This window comes from Primorskyibacter flagellatus (genome assembly GCF_900176485.1).
GTDB lineage: Bacteria > Pseudomonadota > Alphaproteobacteria > Rhodobacterales > Rhodobacteraceae > Primorskyibacter > Primorskyibacter flagellatus.
Map to the genome: position 1 here is coordinate 50,577 of NZ_FWYD01000017.1, position 19,190 is coordinate 69,766.

Sequence of the window (19,190 nt, forward strand, 5' to 3'; positions counted from 1 at the left end):
CGAAATGACTGACACAGCCTCGCAAGCCCGGAATGCCGACAAGGCCAAAAGCATCTCCGGCTATCTTGCCAGCCACCTGCGCGATTACGGCCTGCTCTTTGCGCTGATCGCGATCATGGTGTTCTTCCAGATCGTGACTGATGGCACGCTGCTGCGGCCCGTCAACATCACCAACCTGTTCCTTCAGAACAGCTATATCATCATCATGGCCCTGGGCATGCTGATTGTTATCGTGGGCGGCCATATTGACCTGAGCGTCGGATCGGTGATGGGGTTCGTCGGCGCGCTGGCGGCGGTGATGATCGTCAACTGGAACGTGCCGGTGGCCTTGACCATCCCGGCCTGTCTTGTGGTGGGCATCCTGATCGGCGCGGCGCAGGGTTACTGGGTGGCCTATTGGAAGATCCCCAGCTTCATCGTGACGCTCGCGGGGATGCTGGTGTTTCGCGGCCTGTCGCTGTGGCTGCTGGAGGGGCAATCCGTCGGTCCGTTCCCTAGGTCCTTCCAACTGCTGTCGACGGGGTTCATCCCTGACGTCTTTGGCGTCGGGCGTCCCAATATCACGGCCCTTGCGGTCGGGATTGTTGCTGCCGCCGCGATTGTCTGGATGGGTCTGCGCAAGCGGGCGCGCAACAAGGCCTACGGGATCGAAGACGAACCCACCGCGTTTTTCCTGATACGCAATGCGATTGTCGCAGGCGCGCTGTTGTTCGTGATGTACAAGCTGTCAACCTTTCGCGGGCTGCCCAACGTGCTGGTCACCATGGGCATTCTGACGATCATCTACGCCTTCCTGACTGAACAGACCACGATCGGCCGCCGGATCTATGCGCTTGGCGGCAACGTGAAAGCCGCGAAGCTGTCGGGCATTCCGACCGAGAGGCTGACATTTCTGACCTTCGTGAACATGGGGCTACTGGCGGCGCTGGCCGGGCTGATCTTTGCGGCACGGTTGAACACCGCAACGCCAAAGGCGGGTTTCGCGGTGGAACTGGACGTGATCGCGGCGGTGTTCATTGGCGGTGCGTCAATGTCGGGCGGCGTGGGCAAGATTGTCGGTGCGGTGGTCGGCGCGTTTATCATGGGTGTGATGAACAACGGCATGTCGATCATGGGGATCGGCATTGATTACCAGCAGGTGATCAAGGGGCTGGTGCTGCTGGCTGCCGTTATTTTCGACGTCTACAACAAGCAGAAACAGGGCTGAGAGCGACGGCAGGTTTGCGCTGTCCCCACGCCGGGACCCGGTTGGTGCCGTGAGATAAATTCAGGAGAGTAAGATGACCTTCAAGCCAGCCCAGTGGCCCCGCAAGATGCGCTCGCAAGAGTGGTATGGCGGCACCAGCCGCGACAATATCTACCATCGAGGCTGGTTGAAAAATCAGGGCTATCCCGACGATCTGTTCGACGGGCGGCCGGTGATCGGCATTCTCAATACATGGTCCGAACTGACGCCCTGCAACGGTCATCTGCGTGAATTGGCCGAAAAGGTGAAGGCTGGCATCTGGGAGGCCGGGGGCTTTCCGCTGGAGGTGCCGGTCTTTTCGGCGTCCGAGAACACGTTCCGCCCCACCGCGATGATGTACCGAAACCTTGCCGCCCTGGCGGTCGAGGAGACCATGCGCGCGCAGCCCATCGACGGGGCGGTGCTGTTGGTGGGTTGCGACAAGACCACGCCATCGCTGATCATGGGCGCGGCCTCCACCGACCTGCCGTCGATTGTCGTCACCGGCGGGCCGATGCTGAACGGCTGGTTCCGGGGCGAACGTGTCGGCAGCGGCACAGCACTCTGGCAGATGTCCGAGGACATCAAGGCCGGCAAGATGAGCAAGGAAGATTTCCTTGAAGCCGAGCAGGCGATGAGCCGGTCTTCGGGCACCTGCAACACGATGGGCACGGCCAGCACCATGGCGTCGATGGCCGAAGCCCTGGGCATGGCACTGTCGGGAAACGCCGCAATCCCCGGTGTCGATGCACGCCGCCGGGTGATGGCGCAGCATTCCGGGCGGCGCATCGTGCAGATGGTCAAGGACGATCTCAAACCATCCGATGTGATGACGCGCGACGCTTTCGAAAACGCGATCCGGGTCAATGGCGCGATTGGCGGGTCGACCAATGCGGTCATTCACCTGATGGCAATTGCCGGCCGCGTCGGGATTGATCTGACCCTGGAAGACTGGGACTGTCTGGGCCGTGACATTCCCACCATCGTCAACCTGATGCCGTCGGGCAAATACCTGATGGAGGAGTTTTTCTATGCGGGCGGTCTGCCGGTCGTGATCAAACGTCTGGGCGAGGCCGGGATGCTGCACAAAGAGGCGCTTACCGTGTCCGGGCTGGCCGTCTGGGACGAGGTCAAGGACGCCAGGAACTGGAATGAGGACGTGATCTTGCCCGCCGACAAGGCGCTTGCCCAACAAGGCGGCATCGCGGTGCTGCGCGGCAATCTGGCACCGCAAGGCGCGGTGCTGAAACCCTCGGCCGCCAGCCCATCGCTGATGAGCCACCGGGGTCGCGCCGTCGTGTTTGAGGATATTGACGACTACAAGGCCAAGATTGTGCGCGACGATCTGGATATCGACGAGACCTGCGTGATGGTGCTGAAAAACTGCGGTCCGCGCGGCTATCCCGGTATGGCGGAGGTCGGCAATATGGGCCTGCCCGCCAAGGTTCTGAAGAAGGGGATCACCGATATGGTGCGCATCTCGGACGCGCGGATGTCTGGCACGGCCTATGGCACCGTGGTGCTGCACACCAGCCCCGAGGCGGCGCGCGGCGGCCCGCTTGCCATCGTGCGCGATGGCGACATGATCGAGTTGGACGTGGCAAACCGACGGCTGCATCTGGATATCCCCGAGGCCGAGTTGCAGGCCCGGCTGGACGCGTGGCAGCCAGAAGATACAAGGCCCGCCAGCGGGTATGCACAGATGTTCCACGACCATGTGCAAGGCGCCGAAACCGGGGCCGATTTTGATTTTCTTGTCGGCAATCGTGGTTCCGCCGTGCCAAAGGATTCGCATTGATGCCCCATCAGATTGCCATTGTCGGCGTCGGCAAGATCGCCCGAGATCAGCATTTGCCTGCGATTTCTGCCAGCCCGGATTTCGACCTTGCCGCGACGGCCAGCCGCAACGCTCAGGTCGGGGGCGTGCCCGCGTATAATGATCTGGCCAGTCTGCTAGAGGCGCAGGACCACGTCAGCTGTGTGTCGCTCTGCACACCGCCGCAGGTCCGCTACGGGGATGCGCGTCTGGCACTGGAGGCGGGGCGACATGTGATGCTGGAGAAACCGCCCGGTGCCACGCTGAGCGAGGTTCAGGATCTGATTGATCTTGCCGCAGCCAAGGGGCTTACGCTTTATGCGACATGGCATTCCCGGCACGCGGCGGCGGTTGCAGAAGCGAAGGCATGGCTTGCGGACAAAGCCATTCACAAACTGGATATTCAGTGGAAAGAGGACGTGCGTTATTGGCATCCGGGGCAGGACTGGATCTGGCAAGCGGGCGGTCTGGGCGTGTTCGATCCCGGCATCAATGCACTGTCCGTCCTGACCGAGATCTACCCGCGCGCGCTACATCTGTCGCGGGCAGAGCTTCGGTTCCCGGAAAACCGCGACACGCCTGTCGCCGCCGATCTGACGTTCTATGATGCGGGGGGCGCGCAGGTCACTGCCGCGTTCGACTGGCTGCATGCCGGGCCGCCCTGCTGGGACATTCATATCGAGACCGATGCAGGGACCGCTCTTCTGTCAGAGGGCGGGGCCACGTTTGCCATTGGCGGCAATCCGACACAGATCGGGGCAGAGATGCCGGGCGAATACCCGTCGCTTTATGCGCGATTTGCCGATCTCATCGCCACAGGCCAAAGCGAGACTGACCTTTCGCCGATGCGCCACGTGGCCGATGCCTTTACCGTCGGGCGACGGACGGTTGTGGCGCCATTCGAGTGGTAAGACGCGCCCCCCGGCTGAGAAGCCTTCTTGCCAAGCGTAGGCCCTAGATCAGCCTGCGCAGGGACGCTCGCGCGCTGCGGGCCGGACCCAAGGTTCCGCGCCTTGGGCGTTGATGAAGACCCGGTAGACCGATGTGGTGGCCGTGATGAACATCCGGTGGCCATCATGGCCGCCAAAGCACAGGTTGGCAACGGTTTCGGGCACAAGGATCTTGCCCAGCAGGGAACCGTCCGGCGCAAAGCAATGCACGCCATCCTTGGCCGATGACCACAGGTTGCCGGTCGTGTCCACGCGGAACCCGTCCGGCAGGCCGCAATCCAACGTGGCGAACACACCGCGATCGACAAGGGACGCGCCCTCCACATCGAATTGCCGGATCACGGCCGGAACGCTGTCATCGTGGCTCGACCCGCTTTCGGCGATATAAAGCCGGGTTTCGTCACAGGAAAAAGCAAGGCCGTTGGGCTGCGTGAAATCTGACACCACCGGGCTTACCGCGCCGCTGACCGGATCACGGCGAAAAACGTGGCGGGCTGTCTGCTCGGGCTTTGCCTCATAGCCTTCGAAATTCGACATAATACCGTAGGTCGGATCGGTGAACCACACGGCGCCGTCAAATGAGACCACCACATCATTCGGCGAATTCAGCGGCTTGCCCTCAAACCTGTCGGCCAGAACGGTCAGCGATCCGTCAATTTCCGTGCGCACCACATCGCGCGCGCCGTGACGGCATCCGATCAGGCGGCCTTGCCTATCACGGGTGTTGCCATTGTTGAACTCCGAGTTCGCGCGAAAGACAGTGGTGCCCTCTGTTTCGCTCCACCGCATCAGCCTTTGCGATGGAATGTCCGAGAATAGAAGGCAGTTGTGATCGCCGAACCAGACCGGCCCCTCGGTCCAGGTGAACCCGGTCGCGATCTGCTCCAGCTGCGACACCGGATGGACAAGATGTGCAAAGCGGTCGTCATACGCTTCGAGATGCGGGGGCAGGGGTATCATGTGCGGATCCTCCGGGTGCTGGCGGCAACGACAATGCCGATGATAATAAGGCCGGTCAGCATCATGCGCACACCGGCACCCAGCCCGTATGAGTTGAGCATCGAGACCACCAAGAACATGAATAGCGACGCGCCCCAGACGCCGGGGACGTTTGAAAACCCGCCGGCAATCGAGGTGCCACCGATGACGACAACCGCGATGGAGGTCAGCAGGTATTCTTGCCCCATATTAAGCGCGGCACCGCCCGAAAAGCTGGCCAGAAGGTAGCCCGCGATGGAGGCAAGGACGGCCACGGTGACATAGGTCGTGGCGCGCACCAACTCGACCGGAATACCGGCAAGGCGTGCCGCGCGCAGGTTCTGCCCCGAGGCCAGAAGCCAACGGCCAAAGGTGGCGCGCTCCAGCACCAGCCAGACGATGATCGACAGGACAATGCCCACCAGGGCCACGTTTGGAATGCCGACCGTGCGTCCTGTTGCGAAATCGGCCAGCCCCGCTGGCGGTTTGATCCGCAGGCCCCGGTTGGACCAGATCGCGATGGATTGAAACACCAGCGATGCCGACAAGGTCGCGATGATAGGGGGCAGACGCAGCAAGTAGATCAGTGCAAAGTTTGCCAGCCCCGCCCCGACGCCTGCCGCGATTGCGATCAGCAAGCCAAGCGCGGCGGTGTTCGGGTCCGATCCCATCGCCTTGAGGGACAGCGTGCCGGCCAGCGTCATGACTGCCGGGATAGACAGGTCCACATTGCCGGGGCCAAGCGTGATCACAAGCATCTGGCCAAGTCCTACAATCGCGGCGAATGCGCCAAAGGACAGCGCGGCATAGGCCAGCTCACTCGCGCCGCGCCCCTGCGTCAGTGCCATGACCATGACAAAGGCAGCTGCGGCGGCGACCCATGACCAGATCCACGGGCGTGAAATAACAGTGCTCAACATCCGGGTCATCCTTCCTGTCCGTCGCGGCGGGTAAAGATCAGCCGTGCTGTCAGCACGAGGATCAGAATGGCACCCTGCGCGCCGATCTGCCAATCCGGGCTAAGCCGCAGAAACGACAGAAACGATGCCGCCAGCGCCAGAGTCAGCGCGCCGATCACGGCACCCACCGGGCTGACCTTGCCGCCGATGAATTCGCCACCGCCGAGGATCACTCCGGCGATCGACAACAGCGTATAGCGCAGCGCGATATTGGCATCCGCCGAGGTTGTCAGCCCAACCAGCGCCATGCCCGCAAGCACGCCGAACAAGCCGGCCAACGCGTAGGCCAACGCCTTGAGGCGCAGCACTGGCCAGCCGGCCCGTGCCACGGACGCAGCATTGCCGCCGACGCCGCGCAGCACCGTGCCGATCCCCGTCCGGATGATCAGGAAATGTGTGACAGCGGCAATCAGAACGGCCGCCACAACCGCCATTGGCACAAGCGACGGTTTGACCGTCATCAGGCTGCGGATCCAGGGCGGGGCGGTGCCGCCGGGCGAGGGCAGGATGCTGAGCGCAATGCCGCCCCATACAAACGACATGCCCAGCGTCACCACGATGGCGGGCAGTTCGAACCTGTGGATCAGGACGCCAAGCCCGGCATAGGCGGCGATCAAACCCGCCAGTATCAACACGCCCAAGACCGGCGTGTCATGCAGGAAGGTTGCCGTCACGCAGGCAACAAGGCTGACAAACGCGCCCAGTGACAGATCAATATCATTGACCATGATGATCATCATCTGCGCGACGGTCGCCAGCGCAATCGGAACGGCGAGATTGAACAGCAGGTTGACGCCGAAATAGCTCATGGCGCGGGGCTGCATGTAAAAGGTCGCAGCAAGCAGAACCGCCAGCGACAGGATTGGCAGCAGGATGCGGTGGCGCGCGAACAGACGGGTCATGCGTCCACCCCTTGCATTTCAAACGAGGCTTCAAGGATGCGGTCTTCGGTAATGTCCGCGCCTGTCAACTCGGCCGAGATGGCCTCATCGCGGAAAACGAACACCCGGTCACATTGGCAAACCTCGTCCGTCTCGGTGGAATACCACAGGAACGTGCGGCCCTTGGCGGCCTCGGATCGGATCATGGCGTAGACATCCTGTTTGGTTCCCACATCCACGCCGCGCATCGGATCGTCCATGACGACCACCGGCGCTTTCGAGGCCAGCGCGCGGGCGAACAGAACCTTTTGCTGATTGCCGCCTGACAGCGACAGGATATTGTTGGTCACGTCAGCGGTGCGGATGCCGATGCGGGCTTTCCATTCGGCGGCAATCCGGGTTTCGGCGGCACGGTCGACAATGCCCCGTCGCGCGATCTGCGGCAGGATCGACACGGTTGTATTGCGCAGGATCGACCAGAGCGGCAGAATGCCGTCGCGCCCACGGTCGCCCGCGACAAACACCATGTCAGACCCTTTGCCCGCGCGCCAAGACGACGTGTGTTCAAAATAGAGTTGTGCGAGGGCCTCGGCCTGACCGTGACCGGCAAGACCCGCCAGTCCCACGACCTCGCCCTTGCTGGCGGTCAGCCCGGTTTTGCTATTGAGGATGTCCGCGCCGAATGCCGGGCGGGAGGTGGCAGCCTTTTCGGTCTCGGGCCCGGCGACATGACCCATCGCCTCGACCAGCGAGGCGCGGGTGAAGTCTGGGGTTGGGCGGGACGCGACGATTTTGCCGTCCTTCATCACCACGATGGTCGAAGCGACATCGAAAATCTCGCCCATCATATGTGAGATAAACAGCACCGCGCCGCCTTGGGCGCAGAACCGTCTGATATGGGCCAGCAGTTGTTCCGCAATGGCCGCATCCAGGGACGAGGTTGGCTCGTCCAGAATGACAAGCCGGGCCTGCGTGCCGCGCGGCGCGAAACCAATGGCGATTTCAACCATCTGGCGTTCGGCGATGGTCAGGCGGTCCACGGTGATATTCGGATCAATGCCGTGATCGGGGAAAACGGTATCAAGGCTTTTGCGGATCTCGGCGCGCGCCCTTGTGCGCCAGCCAAAACCGGTCAGGTCGGCATGTGAAATGCGCAGGTTTTCGGCAACGGTCAGATTGGGGCAAAGCGACAATTCCTGAAACACGGACCGCACGCCAGCCTCCAAGGCGCGTGGCGCGCCTGTGGCCGGGAAGCTCACCGTGCCTGCCGAAGGCATCAGCCCGCCATTTACAAGATTGACCAGCGTGGATTTGCCCGCGCCATTATGGCCGACCAGCCCGATGCATTCACCCGGAAAGATCGACAGACTCACACCGTCAAGCGCCCTGACCGCACCGAAGTGTTTTTCGGCATTGGTCAGGGCGACAAGGGGTGTGCCGGTAACTTTGGCACTGTTCATTTCAGATTACATCGCTCCGGCGATAACGCCCTTTGCATCGTCGAGGCTGTAATCAGTCGTTGCAACCGACCCTTCGGGCGTAGAGGCAAGCGTTTCCTCAAGGGTGTCTTGCGTCACTTTGAGGAACGGCACGTTCAGATCCTTGGGCACTTCGGCACCGTCAAGAACCTGTTGCGCAACCCAGAAGGCCAGCGATGCAACGCCCGGTGCAATTGAGACCGAAAGGGTTTCATAGCCGTTCTCGGCGTGCTGCTCTGCCCACCAGGCCATTTCGTCCTGCCGGTTGCCCAGAACAATCAGCGGCGTGTCGCGACCAGCGGCGGCAAATGCCTGCGCCGTGCCGTAGCCGTCGCCACCCTGCGTGGCAACACCGACGATTTCGGGCAGCGATGGCAGAATACCGGCAACCGCCTTTTGCGCCACGTCCTGCGCCCAGTCACCATGCACCGAGCCGACAATCTCGAATTGCGGGTTCTCCTCGACACCCTTGTGGATGCCGGCCGAGATTTCGTCATCGACAAACACGCCCGCAAGGCCGCGCAGTTCAAGCAGGTTGCCACCATCGGGGATGCGGCTTGCGAGGTATTCGACCTGCAAACGGCCCATTTCAGCGAAATCGACAGCGATCCGCCATGCGCAAGGCTCTGTCACGATCCCGTCGAAGGACACGACGGTCAGGCCCGCATCGCAGGCTTCCTTGATCGCACCGTTCAGCGCCGTGGGCGATGCGGCATTCACCACGATCGCGTCATAGCCCTGAAGGATCATGTTCTGGATCTGCGCGGCCTGTTCGGTCGCCTGGTTTTCGGATGTGGTGAACGCGTCCGCCGCCGCGACGGTCCCGGACGACACGGCAGAGGCAGAGACGTCTTCCCAGGATTGCAACATCGCCTGACGCCAGGAATTGCCGGCATAGTTGTTGGACAGGGCGATGCGTTTGTCGGATGTATCGGCAAATACGGCGGGCGCAGCCATGGCGATGGCCGCCGCGCTCAGCAGCAGTGATTTCATTTTGGGTCTCCTCCCGGTCAAGGCGCGATCATTAGTGCCGCGCGCGTCTTAAGCGTGCAGCCTTCCTCTGGGCTGACCACTTCGGCACATGCTCGCGATGCGGTGACCTCATGTAAAGCGCACAAGCCGCAAACCTTTTGCGGGTTCCCGCAAATTAGCTGCGGGCATTCCGGTTCTCAGCTGCCGTGATCCGCGCTAGGCTGGTCCAAGGGAACGCGCGGCCCGCGCAGGGAGGAAACATGAACGAGATGGCGACATCGGCGCACCCGTCCGCATACCACAGGGATATTTTCCTACGTATTTCCAACCACCTCGCCCGCGTGACCGAGATCCAATCCGCCTTGTCTGCGGTGGCTCAGGAAGTGGCCACTGTGCTGCCGTTCACGCATTTCGATATTTGCATGATCGATGGGGAGGATTGGCTTGTCTCCTACGAGGTCGGTATCCAGACACGCTGGTCACGGCGCAGGGCCCGACTGATCAATTCGCCTGTGCGCGACGTTCTGACCGGAAAGCTGGACCATATGATCTGCTCCGACGCGATGCTTGATCCGCGCCAGATCTTTCCGAACAGCGCCAGCGAGCCGATCTTCAACCATAATCTGCGGTCGCGCGTGCATGTCGGCATGAAGGTGATGGGGCAATTGATCGGCACGCTGAACATCTCGCATAGTCAGGCGGACCGGTTCGACGAAGAAACCCTGCATTTCGCCCAGCATCTGGCCGATTTGCTCGCACCCTATTTTCACGCCTTGCGCGCGATCGAGAAGGCCCAACGCGATGCGCAGGCCCGTTCAGAGATGCAATCGCGCGAAGAGGGCTTGCGGCAGGGCGCATCCAGTCTGACACAGGCGCTGGAACAGGAACGCCAGCGCATCGGTATGGATTTGCACGACCAGACGCTTGCCGATCTGACCCGTTTGCTACGCGTCGTGACAAACGATGCGCATGACATTGACCGGGCCTATGTTGGCGACACGCTGACAACCTGCATCCACGATCTGCGGCGCATCATCGACGAGGCGGTGCCGTCGCAGCTTGAACTGTTTGGATTTGTCCACGCTGTCTCCACCCACCTGCAAAAAGCCGCTTCGGCAGACAGGTTTGCTGCTGAAACGCTGACAACCACTGTCGAGAACCGCACCAGCATTGATATTGACGCGATGTGTTCGCCTGTACGCACCGCCATTTACAGGATCACGCAAGAGGCGATCAACAATGCCGTCAGCCATGCCGGAGCCAGCAATATTGTCGTCAGCATCGGCGATGATGCCGCCGGTGCGCTGACGATTTGTGTGCGCGACAATGGTCGTGGATTTTCAAGGCGACTCAACAGCCGACAGTCGGGGTTGATGCATATGGAAACGCGCGCGCGTCTGATCCTCGCGGATCTGAAAATAACGGATCATGGCGGAACATGGGTGACGCTGACCGTGCCGCAATCCGCCCAGACCGGGGTTCCGATATGAAACTGTTGATTGTTGAGGATGACCAGTTTCACGCCAGTTTCATGGTCGAGACGGTCGGCGATATTCTTCCCGAAGTCAGCGAGATCACCCATGTTGCGGATGGTGACAAGGGCGAGGAAGAGGCGAAGTCCGGCGACTATCCGGCGGTCATCCTTGATTTGCAGATGCCGGGCCGCAACGGGGTAGAAGCCGCACGGACAATCTGGGCCGCGCATCCCGAAACCCGCATCCTGTTCTGGTCAAACTACGCCGACGAGGCCTATCTGCGCGGCATCACCACCATCGTTCCCGAGACGAGCGCCTACGGATATGTCCTCAAGACGACATCGGCAAATCGGCTGGGGCTGGCCTTGCGGGCGGTGCTGATCGAAGGCCAGATCATGGTCGACCGCGAGATCAACCGCTATCATCAACGTGCAACCACCCCGCGCAGTACCCTGACCGAAAGCGAGTTCTCGGTTCTGGTCGATCTGGCACTGGGTCTGACGGACAAGCTGATTGCGGATCGTCGCGCGATGTCTTTGCGCTCTGTCCAGAACCGATTGTTGTCGCTTTATCAAAAGCTGGAAGTCGATGATGAAGGCGGGGCATTCAACAAGCGCACGCGGGCCGTCAACCGGGCACTGTTGACCCGGATGTTGAACGTCGAGACACTGATAGCAGCCGAACGCGAGCTTGGCCCGTGGTATGCCAAGAAGCTCGCCCGCAGTGAATGAGCGCCCAGATTGTCGTTCGACCAAGGCGCAAAGCAGGATTTCAAGTCATGACCTATGTGGACACACATCATCATCTCATCCTGCGCGATCGGCTGGGCTATGCCTGGACCAGCGGCATCGCGGAACTGGAGAGCCGGAATTTCACGCTTGATGACTATGCCGCCGATACGTCGGGCAGGGTCGCGCAGTCGTTTTTCATGGAAACCGGCGTCGATGATGCGGACTACAAGGAGGAGGCGCGTTTTATCGCCGGTCAGATAGATCAGGGCCGTTTCGCCGGGCAGATCGCGTCCTGCCGCCTTGCCGAACGTGATTTCGAAGCCTGGCTGGATGAATGCGGGGATCTTGGGGTCCGGGCCTTTCGCCAGATTCTGCATGTTGTACCGGACACCGTTTCGGATGATCCGATGTTTCGTGCGAACCTGGCGCTGATGGGGCGGCGTGGCTATCCGTTCGATCTGTGCTTGCGCGCCGATCAACTTCGGATCGGCGTTGAGTTGGCACAGGCAAATCCGTCGATGCGTTTCATCCTCAATCATTGCGGAAATCCGGACATTGCAAGTGGCGGGTTTGACGCTTGGGCCAACGCGCTTGCCCGGTTCAAAGGGTTAGAGACTGTGGCCATCAAACTGTCGGGCATCACCGCGAATGCACGTCAGGACCAACAGTCCGACGCAGTGATGTTCCCGTATATGCGCCGCGTGATCGACATCTTCGGCCCCGAACGCGTTGTCTGGGGAAGCGATTGGCCGGTCTGCAACACTGGTATGGGACTGCCAAGCTGGATTGCGACCTGCGACCGGTTTTTGTCTGCCTATAGCCCTTCGGAAGCGGCAGATATCAGGATGAACAATGCGCTACGCCTTTACGGTGGGGCGCTTGCGAATTGAGCCTATTGGTTTCGACAATCACGAACCCACGAGTGGGAATTGCGGCGGGATGGCCGCTTGACCAGCCTCCAAAGCATCACAATGAAAGTCATTCAAAGTTTCCCGACAGGCACAACCCGCTTAGCATGACGTCCCAAAGGTCCAGAGGCAGGTAGCAACATGATTTTCGACTATATCATTGTCGGCGCGGGGTCGGCAGGTTGTCTGCTGGCCAACAGGTTGAGCGGGGATCGCAACAATCAGGTGCTGCTGCTTGAGGCGGGCAAGGCAGATACCTATCCGTGGATCCATATCCCGGTCGGGTATCTTTATTGTATCGGCAATCCGCGTGCGGACTGGATGTACAAGACAGAGCCGGAACCGGGGCTGAACGGGCGCAGTCTGCTTTATCCGCGCGGAAAAACCCTTGGCGGATGTTCGTCGATCAATGGCATGATCTACATGCGCGGTCAGGCGCGGGATTACGATAACTGGGCCGATCTGACCGGCGATGACGGATGGAACTGGGAACATTCTCTGCGCGATTTCATGGCCCATGAGGATCACTACAGGCTGGATGGCGGTGCCGATCCGCACACCGGCGACAATAGCCGATTTTCGGACATGCACGGCCATGGCGGTGAGTGGCGCATTGAAAAGCAACGCTTGCGTTGGGATGTCTTGGACAGTTTCGCAGATGCGGCAGAGCAGACGGGCATTGCGAGGACCGATGATTTCAACAGCGGCGACAATGCGGGCGTCGGCTATTTCGACGTCAACCAGCGGTCCGGCTGGCGGTGGAACACATCGAAGGCGTTTCTGCGCCCGGCCAGGACGCGCCCCAATCTGACGATCTGGACCTCTGCGCAGGTCGAAAAGCTGACATTTGAAAAGGACGCGGATGGACAGCCGCGCTGCACAGGTGCCGTGGTAAATAAGGACGGCACAGCGGTTTCGGTCAGCGCCGCCCGCGAGGTGGTGCTGTCAGCGGGCGCAGTGAATTCCCCTCAGATCCTGCAACTGTCGGGCGTCGGTCCGGCAGGGCTGTTGCGCTCGCATGGTATTGACGTGGTGCTGGACGCGCCCGCCGTGGGCGAAAACTTGCAGGACCATTTGCAGATCCGGGCGGTCTATAAGGTCAAGGGAACGAAGACGCTGAACGCACTCACAAGCACGCTTTTTGGCAAGGGGGTGATCGCGCTTGAATACTTGCTCAGACGATCTGGCCCGATGAGCATGTCGCCCAGCCAATTGGGGGCCTTTACGCGATCGGACCCGGATCAGCCTTACCCAAACCTCGAATATCATGTGCAACCGTTAAGCCTTGACGCTTTTGGCGAGCCTCTGCACCGTTTCCCGGCAGTGACGGCCAGCGTGTGCAACCTGAACCCGACAAGCCGGGGAAAGGTCCTGATCCGGTCAGCGGATTTCCGTGACGTGCCAGTGATTTCGCCCAATTATCTGGACACGGAAGCAGACCGAAAGGTTGCCGCGCAAAGTCTGCGCCAGGTGCGTCAGATCATGTCGCAGCCGGCCATGGCCGCCTATCAGCCGGAAGAATTCAAACCGGGCATCCAGTACCAAAGCGACGAAGATCTGGCAAAACTGGCAGGCGATATCGCGTCAACGATCTTTCATCCTGTCGGTACGGTAAAGATGGGCCGAGAGGATGATCCGTCAGCCGTGCTGGACCCGCATCTGCGCCTTAAAGGCGTGACAAATCTGCGTGTTGTCGATGCCAGTGTGATGCCTGAGATTACCAGCGGAAACACCAACTCACCTACGTTGATGATCGCCGAAAAAGCGGCTGGCTGGATACTTTCCGGGCGTTAGCGCATCCGGAAAGCCGCCGTGCAACTTGGTCGAGCGAGGGTAGGCGGGGCAATCAAATTATGATCACCCCGTCATGCGATATTAAAGCAGCGCCAATAATTTCTGCGCGGCCTCTTCCGAAGAGGCGGGGTTCTGGCCGGTCACAAGCTTGCCGTCGACGACGACGAACGACGCCCAGTCATCGCCCTTCTTGTAGGTGCCACCATTGGCAGTCAGCATATCCTCTACCAGAAAGGGAACGACGTCGGTCAGACCGACGGCTTCTTCCTCGGTATTGGTGAACCCTGTCACGGTCTTGCCGGATACCAGTGCTTTGCCATCCGCGCCTTTTACGTGCTTGAATACGCCGGGCGCATGGCACACCGCGCCGACCGGGCGATCGCTTGCGGCAAAGGTTTCGATCAGCGTCTTGCTGTCCGCGTCTTCGGCCAGATCCCATAGCGGCCCATGACCGCCGGGATAGAAGATCGCGTCGAACCCGTCGGCAGAGACGCGCGACAGAACTTCGGTCGTCGCCAGATCTTGCTGCGCCGCCTCGTCAGCCTTGAAGCGTTTGGTGGCGTCGGTCTGCGCTTCCTCGGTATCGCTGCCGGGGTCAAGTGGCGGCTGCCCGCCCTTGGGCGATGCGAGCGTGATCTCTGCGCCCGCATCCTTGAACACATAATAGGGGGCCGCGAATTCTTCGAGCCAGAACCCGGTCTTGTTTCCCGTGTCGCCCAATTTGTCGTGCGATGTCAGAACCATCAGAATTTTCATTGGTCATTGCCTTTTGGATTGTGTCAGTCGCTCAGCTTGACGACGCGCTTGCCGAAAGCCTCGCCCTTCAACAACCCAATGAACGCGGCGGGTGCCTGTTCCAAACCGGTGATGACTTCTTCGCGATATTTGATCTTGCCTGACTTCACCCAGTCGCCCATCTGTTTCGCAAACTCCGGATAATACGGTCCGAAATCGTCAAAAACGATGAAGCCGCGCACAGTCATCCGCTTGCGCAGGATGGTCCCCAGCAACTGGTTCAGGCGGTCCGGGCCATCGGGCAGAGAGGTTGCGTTGTATTGGCTGATCAGACCGCAGACCGGAATGCGTGCCAATGTATTCAGCAGCGGAAACACCGCATCAAAGACCGCGCCGCCGACATTTTCGAAATAGATGTCGATGCCGTCTGGCACAGCGGCTTTCAAAGCGTCCGGAAAACCCTCGGCCTTGTAGTCGATGCAGGCGTCAAACCCCAGTGTGTCGACAACATGCGCGCATTTCTCGGCCCCGCCGGCGATGCCGACAACGCGCAGCCCAAGGATCTTGCCGATCTGGCCGACCGTCGCACCCACCGGACCGCTGGCACCGGCAACGACAAGGGTTTCGCCCTTCTTGGGCTGCGCGATTTGGGTCAGCCCTGCCCAGGCGGTCAATCCCGGCATCCCCAGAACGCCAAGTGCCCAGGACGGGTTTTCGGGCGATTTGCCCATATTGATAACGCCTTTGCCGTCTGACAGAGCATAGTCCTGCCACCCGCCAAAGGCGACAACCCAATCATCTTTTTCAAACCCGGTCACGTCCGAGCTTAGCACCTGCGCCACCGTGCCGCCGATCATCACCTCGCCGATTTCTACCGGGGCGGCGTAAGAGGGCGCATCGCTCATCCGTCCGCGCATATAGGGGTCAAGCGACAGATACTCGTTCCGAAGCAGCATCTGGCCCTTACCCGGTGTCGGAAGATCGACGGTTTCCAGACGCAATGTGTTTTCGTCAGGCTCGCCCTTGGGACGCTCTGCCAGAACGAATTTTCGGTTCTGGGTGCTCGTTTGTATCACGATTGTGTCCTTTCTTGCAGATATTGGAGCTGATCTGCCGTGTGAATGGCATTGCTGATCGCGTAGGCTCGCGGGCGGCAACGCTCAATTCTGGTTTATGGAGTCTTATTTGTGGCGTTGGTCAACATGTAGCTATGCCTGCGACGCAAGAATGCAACGGGCGAAGGCCGCTTTCTGGCTGTATCGCTGGTATCCGCGGTTGGCGGCGTTGTCTGTCGAGATCGCTGCCTTGCCGGACTGTTTCAGCTGGTGTGTCGAATGACCGGAACGTATTTGTTCTGATCCGTGACCTCGAACATACCGCAATTCAGTTTCCTGATCTTGTCTTTCTCAAGCAGCTGAGCGAGGCACTGCAACCGGTCTGTTCGACTGTAATCTGCGTGTCTTACCGTGCGGAGCCTGGACATGAGTTGACGTCGCGAAAATTGGGCGTGCCCCTCGACGAAAGTCAAATAGACGGTTGCAGCTTCCATCAAGTCCGGCAGACTGATGGCGTTCACCTCGCCGATGAACGCGACGAAAGTTGTGGTGCGGTCAATATGATCGGTCTTTTTCTGCCTTGGTTCAGATGCTGACGGGGCAGGCGTTCGGGTCCGATCATTGCGCGGCAGGGGTGTTCGGCATGGCGGTTTGATCTGTTGTTCGGCCTCCAGCACCAATTTGGCGTAGGGCTTAGACGGGTTGCAGAGGCCGACAATGTTGTTGGGAGCCGTCGGTACACTGCGCGTTCGTACCTCCTTTGCCAAATCCTGCCGATAATGCTGTTCTTGTTCGTGCATGTCATTATTTGCAGTTCTGGAAATGCCAAGCCCGGCCTTGGTCGCTGCCACCGCAGCGCGAAGATGCTCAATGGCTTTGCGCCCATGCGGTCCGCGGGCCTTCCCCATTTCGTCATTGGTTTTGCTGATCAGTCTGGACAGGTTCCCATGGGTGTCGTCGCCTACCTGCTGTTCGGTCAGAAATGCACGCGCTTGCACGCCAGTTTCGGGAGGCTGCCCAGAGTCTGCGCGTGTCGGCGAAACGCTCGCCTCGGTGACCTCTTCAAGCTGCCCCCTGGCGACAACCCTCTCGAAATTTGCGCGCTTGATCTTGACCACGCGAGCGACGGCAACTGCGTCTGCTGAAGATTGATGGTTTGTTGGCGGCGATACCGCAGAGGGGGACAATACAGTGATACCGTTGCGCGTATAGGCGCGGACGCCTGAGCCGATGGTGCACCCGACAATTTTGGCAAGCACTTGTGGATCCGGTTGCTCGGGGTCTGGATCTAAAGAGCCGGAGCGCTGTTTGAGATATCGGTCTATCAGGCGGACGATGTCGGCAGGCCTGTCGAAACCTTCAATCCGGCAGGTGAATGCCCCATTGGAAACAGCAAGCGTGCTATCTTTCTCTGCCATGCGCATTTCACCTTTGTCGTCCGGTCAGAAGAATATCTGACACGCAATTGCGGCCTTGAGCGGCCCTAACCTGTGCCTTTAAATCAACGATTTAGCGGCTATATTGTGTTCTGTTTCCAAAAACGCCATTAAATGACATGAACAATAAGATTTTACATAGTGCCGAACCAGTTACGCTGGTTGGTGGGGGTGACCACGACGAAATTGCTTTGCGCGAATGCCTCAGGTACGCGCCCAAAGTGGTAGCAGCAGATAGTGGCGCTGATGTGGCGCTAAGCTGTGACATTTTGCCCCATGCGGTGATTGGAGATTTCGATTCACTGTCAGATGCGGCGAAGGCTACGATTCCGCCGGAACGCCTGCACCATGTCGGCGAACAGAACAGCACGGATTTCGAAAAATGTCTGCGCAGTATCGAAGCGCCCGCCGTCCTGTGTGCCGGGTTTCTTGGGGCGCGGCTGGATCACCAGGTTGCGGTTCTGTCGGTGTTGGCGCGGTATGAGGGGCGGTGTCTGTTGGTCGGGGCGGTGGATATCGTCTTTGCCGCGCCGCGACATATCGCGTTGGACCTGCCGTTGGGCAGCCGGTTTTCCCTGTTCCCGATGGGCGCTGTGACAGGCCGCAGCAGCGGGCTGCGATGGCCCATCGACGGCCTCGACTTTGCACCCGACGGGCGTATTGGCACGTCCAACGAAGTCACGGGACCCGTCGACCTGGAGACGGACGGTGCCGGTATGCTGGTTATTCTGCCGCGGAGCGGATTTGCGCAGGTCCTGGAGGCGTGGGGGGTAATCGGCTGAGGTTCCGTTCGCGCACGACGATATAGAGGCCGGCGGCCATGGTGATCAGGATGCCGACGGATGCCAGGGCGTTGGGCAGATCGCTGAAGATCAGCCAGCCGATAAGCGTTGCGAAGGGAATCTCCAGATATTGCATTGGCGCAAGCGTGGCCGAAGGGGCGTAGCGCAGGGACCATGTCATCAGAAGATGCGCCAGCGTCCCCAGCAGACCGATTCCCAGAAGCAACGCCCATGTATTCATCGACGGGCTCACCCATGTGAAGGCAGAGCCGGAACTGCCACCGAACAACAACAGTGCGGGGGTAATCATTGCGACTGCCATGACACCGCTGACCGCTTGCAACCCGATCGGATCAACCTCTTTGGCGATCTGTCGTGTGACCAACATGAAACAGGCAAAGTTCAGGGCCACGCCAAGTGGCAGCAAAGCGGGCCAACCGACCTCTTGAAAGCTGGGTTGGACGACAAGAAGCGTGCCGATGAAGCCCACGGCACAGGCAACCATCCGACGCCAGCCGATCTCTTCGTCCAGAACATAATGGCCGAGAATCATCATCAGGAAGGGCATCACAAACGCAATCGCCACCGCATCGGCGAGCGGCAGGTAAATCAATGCCGTGAACATCATTGCAATGCCGAACGCATGCAGGATGGTGCGCAGGAACGTCAGGCGCAACACGCGTCCACGCATACGCCAGGGTCGTCCGGTCATGGCGATCAATGGGATCAGCACCAGTGCCTGTACGCCGAAACGTACCAACAGAAGCTCCCCGATCGGGACCACGCCGCCAAGCAACTTGGCAACCGCATCGCCCATGGGGGCCACTACACAAAAACCGAGCATAAGCCCGATACCAAGCAGGGGTCTGTCCATCATCCAGCCAAGCTAAGCGGAAATGTTAAACTTGGCAATCTGATTTCATCTATTGCGTGTGGCGATTTCTTTATGCGTGTGCGTCACATTCTGTTCTGCCCCTACCAAAATGCAGGCAAGAGACGTTCAAACTGCGGGCCA

General features: G+C 60.0%; 17 protein-coding genes. 8 read left to right on the top strand and 9 right to left on the bottom strand.

The features are described from left to right. Positions 1–4 precede the first annotated feature (4 nt). The 3 genes from mmsB to B8991_RS16125 all read left to right on the top strand — a co-directional run bounded on the left by mmsB (position 5) and on the right by B8991_RS16125 (position 3,952). Positions 5–1,207 (top strand): multiple monosaccharide ABC transporter permease, encoded by a 1,203-nt coding sequence (gene mmsB, locus B8991_RS16115; protein WP_084353970.1) that lies wholly within the window; start codon positions 5–7, stop codon positions 1,205–1,207. A 73-nt stretch (positions 1,208–1,280) separates the two neighbouring features. Beyond that, positions 1,281–3,023 (top strand): L-arabinonate dehydratase, encoded by a 1,743-nt coding sequence (araD, locus tag B8991_RS16120; protein ID WP_084353971.1) that lies wholly within the window; start codon positions 1,281–1,283, stop codon positions 3,021–3,023. Beyond that, positions 3,023–3,952, top strand: coding sequence for a Gfo/Idh/MocA family protein (locus tag B8991_RS16125; RefSeq protein WP_084353972.1), 930 nt, complete (start codon positions 3,023–3,025; stop codon positions 3,950–3,952). Before araD ends, B8991_RS16125 begins: the two co-directional genes overlap by 1 nt. A 48-nt stretch (positions 3,953–4,000) precedes the next feature. Here the strand turns inward: B8991_RS16125 and B8991_RS16130 are convergent, their stop codons facing one another. From B8991_RS16130 to B8991_RS16150, 5 genes are read right to left on the bottom strand one after another with little or no spacing between them, the layout of a single operon-like run. After that, positions 4,001–4,951: an SMP-30/gluconolactonase/LRE family protein gene (locus tag B8991_RS16130; RefSeq protein WP_084353973.1), complete on the bottom strand. Its 951-nt coding sequence runs from the start codon at positions 4,949–4,951 to the stop codon at positions 4,001–4,003. After that, entirely contained in the window at positions 4,948–5,889 is a 942-nt protein-coding gene (locus tag B8991_RS16135; protein ID WP_084353992.1) for an ABC transporter permease, read from the bottom strand. Before B8991_RS16135 ends, B8991_RS16130 begins: the two co-directional genes overlap by 4 nt. A 5-nt stretch (positions 5,890–5,894) precedes the next feature. Further along, on the bottom strand, positions 5,895–6,830 hold the full coding sequence (locus B8991_RS16140; RefSeq protein ID WP_084353974.1) for an ABC transporter permease: 936 nt from the start codon (positions 6,828–6,830) through the stop codon (positions 5,895–5,897). After that, positions 6,827–8,269: a sugar ABC transporter ATP-binding protein gene (locus tag B8991_RS16145; protein ID WP_084353975.1), complete on the bottom strand. Its 1,443-nt coding sequence runs from the start codon at positions 8,267–8,269 to the stop codon at positions 6,827–6,829. Before B8991_RS16145 ends, B8991_RS16140 begins: the two co-directional genes overlap by 4 nt. A gap of 6 nt (positions 8,270–8,275) precedes the next feature. Next, complete coding sequence (locus B8991_RS16150; RefSeq protein ID WP_084353976.1) at positions 8,276–9,280, bottom strand: ABC transporter substrate-binding protein; 1,005 nt, start codon at positions 9,278–9,280, stop codon at positions 8,276–8,278. Between the two features lie 239 nt (positions 9,281–9,519). Between B8991_RS16150 and B8991_RS16155 the strand changes: the two genes are divergently transcribed. From B8991_RS16155 to B8991_RS16170, 4 genes are all read left to right on the top strand, one after another. After that, a complete protein-coding gene (locus B8991_RS16155; RefSeq protein WP_235866659.1) occupies positions 9,520–10,749 on the top strand; it encodes a GAF domain-containing sensor histidine kinase in 1,230 nt (409 codons plus the stop codon). Next, positions 10,746–11,465, top strand: coding sequence for a response regulator transcription factor (locus B8991_RS16160; protein ID WP_084353994.1), 720 nt, complete (start codon positions 10,746–10,748; stop codon positions 11,463–11,465). Before B8991_RS16155 ends, B8991_RS16160 begins: the two co-directional genes overlap by 4 nt. Before the next feature lie 47 nt (positions 11,466–11,512). After that, on the top strand, positions 11,513–12,355 hold the full coding sequence (locus tag B8991_RS16165; protein WP_179141519.1) for an amidohydrolase family protein: 843 nt from the start codon (positions 11,513–11,515) through the stop codon (positions 12,353–12,355). 159 nt (positions 12,356–12,514) lie between these two features. Then, positions 12,515–14,167, top strand: a complete 1,653-nt coding sequence (locus B8991_RS16170; RefSeq protein ID WP_084353978.1) for a GMC family oxidoreductase — start codon at positions 12,515–12,517, stop codon at positions 14,165–14,167. Positions 14,168–14,248: 81 nt separating this feature from the next. Here the strand turns inward: B8991_RS16170 and B8991_RS16175 are convergent, their stop codons facing one another. The 3 genes from B8991_RS16175 to B8991_RS16185 form a co-directional block, all read right to left on the bottom strand. Further along, a complete protein-coding gene (locus B8991_RS16175; RefSeq protein WP_084353979.1) occupies positions 14,249–14,923 on the bottom strand; it encodes a type 1 glutamine amidotransferase domain-containing protein in 675 nt (224 codons plus the stop codon). 23 nt (positions 14,924–14,946) lie between these two features. After that, the gene (locus B8991_RS16180; protein WP_084353980.1) at positions 14,947–15,978 is read right to left on the bottom strand and encodes an NADP-dependent oxidoreductase; all 1,032 of its coding nucleotides are present in this window, start codon (positions 15,976–15,978) and stop codon (positions 14,947–14,949) included. A gap of 242 nt (positions 15,979–16,220) precedes the next feature. Beyond that, complete coding sequence (locus B8991_RS16185; protein WP_143514629.1) at positions 16,221–17,375, bottom strand: hypothetical protein; 1,155 nt, start codon at positions 17,373–17,375, stop codon at positions 16,221–16,223. 137 nt (positions 17,376–17,512) lie between these two features. Between B8991_RS16185 and B8991_RS16190 the strand changes: the two genes are divergently transcribed. Further along, complete coding sequence (locus B8991_RS16190) at positions 17,513–18,175, top strand: thiamine diphosphokinase (RefSeq protein ID WP_084353982.1); 663 nt, start codon at positions 17,513–17,515, stop codon at positions 18,173–18,175. Here the strand turns inward: B8991_RS16190 and B8991_RS16195 are convergent. Then, entirely contained in the window at positions 18,117–19,052 is a 936-nt protein-coding gene (locus B8991_RS16195) for a DMT family transporter (RefSeq protein ID WP_235866660.1), read from the bottom strand. The two genes, B8991_RS16190 and B8991_RS16195, sit on opposite strands and share 59 nt — an antisense overlap. Positions 19,053–19,190: the final 138 nt, after the last annotated feature.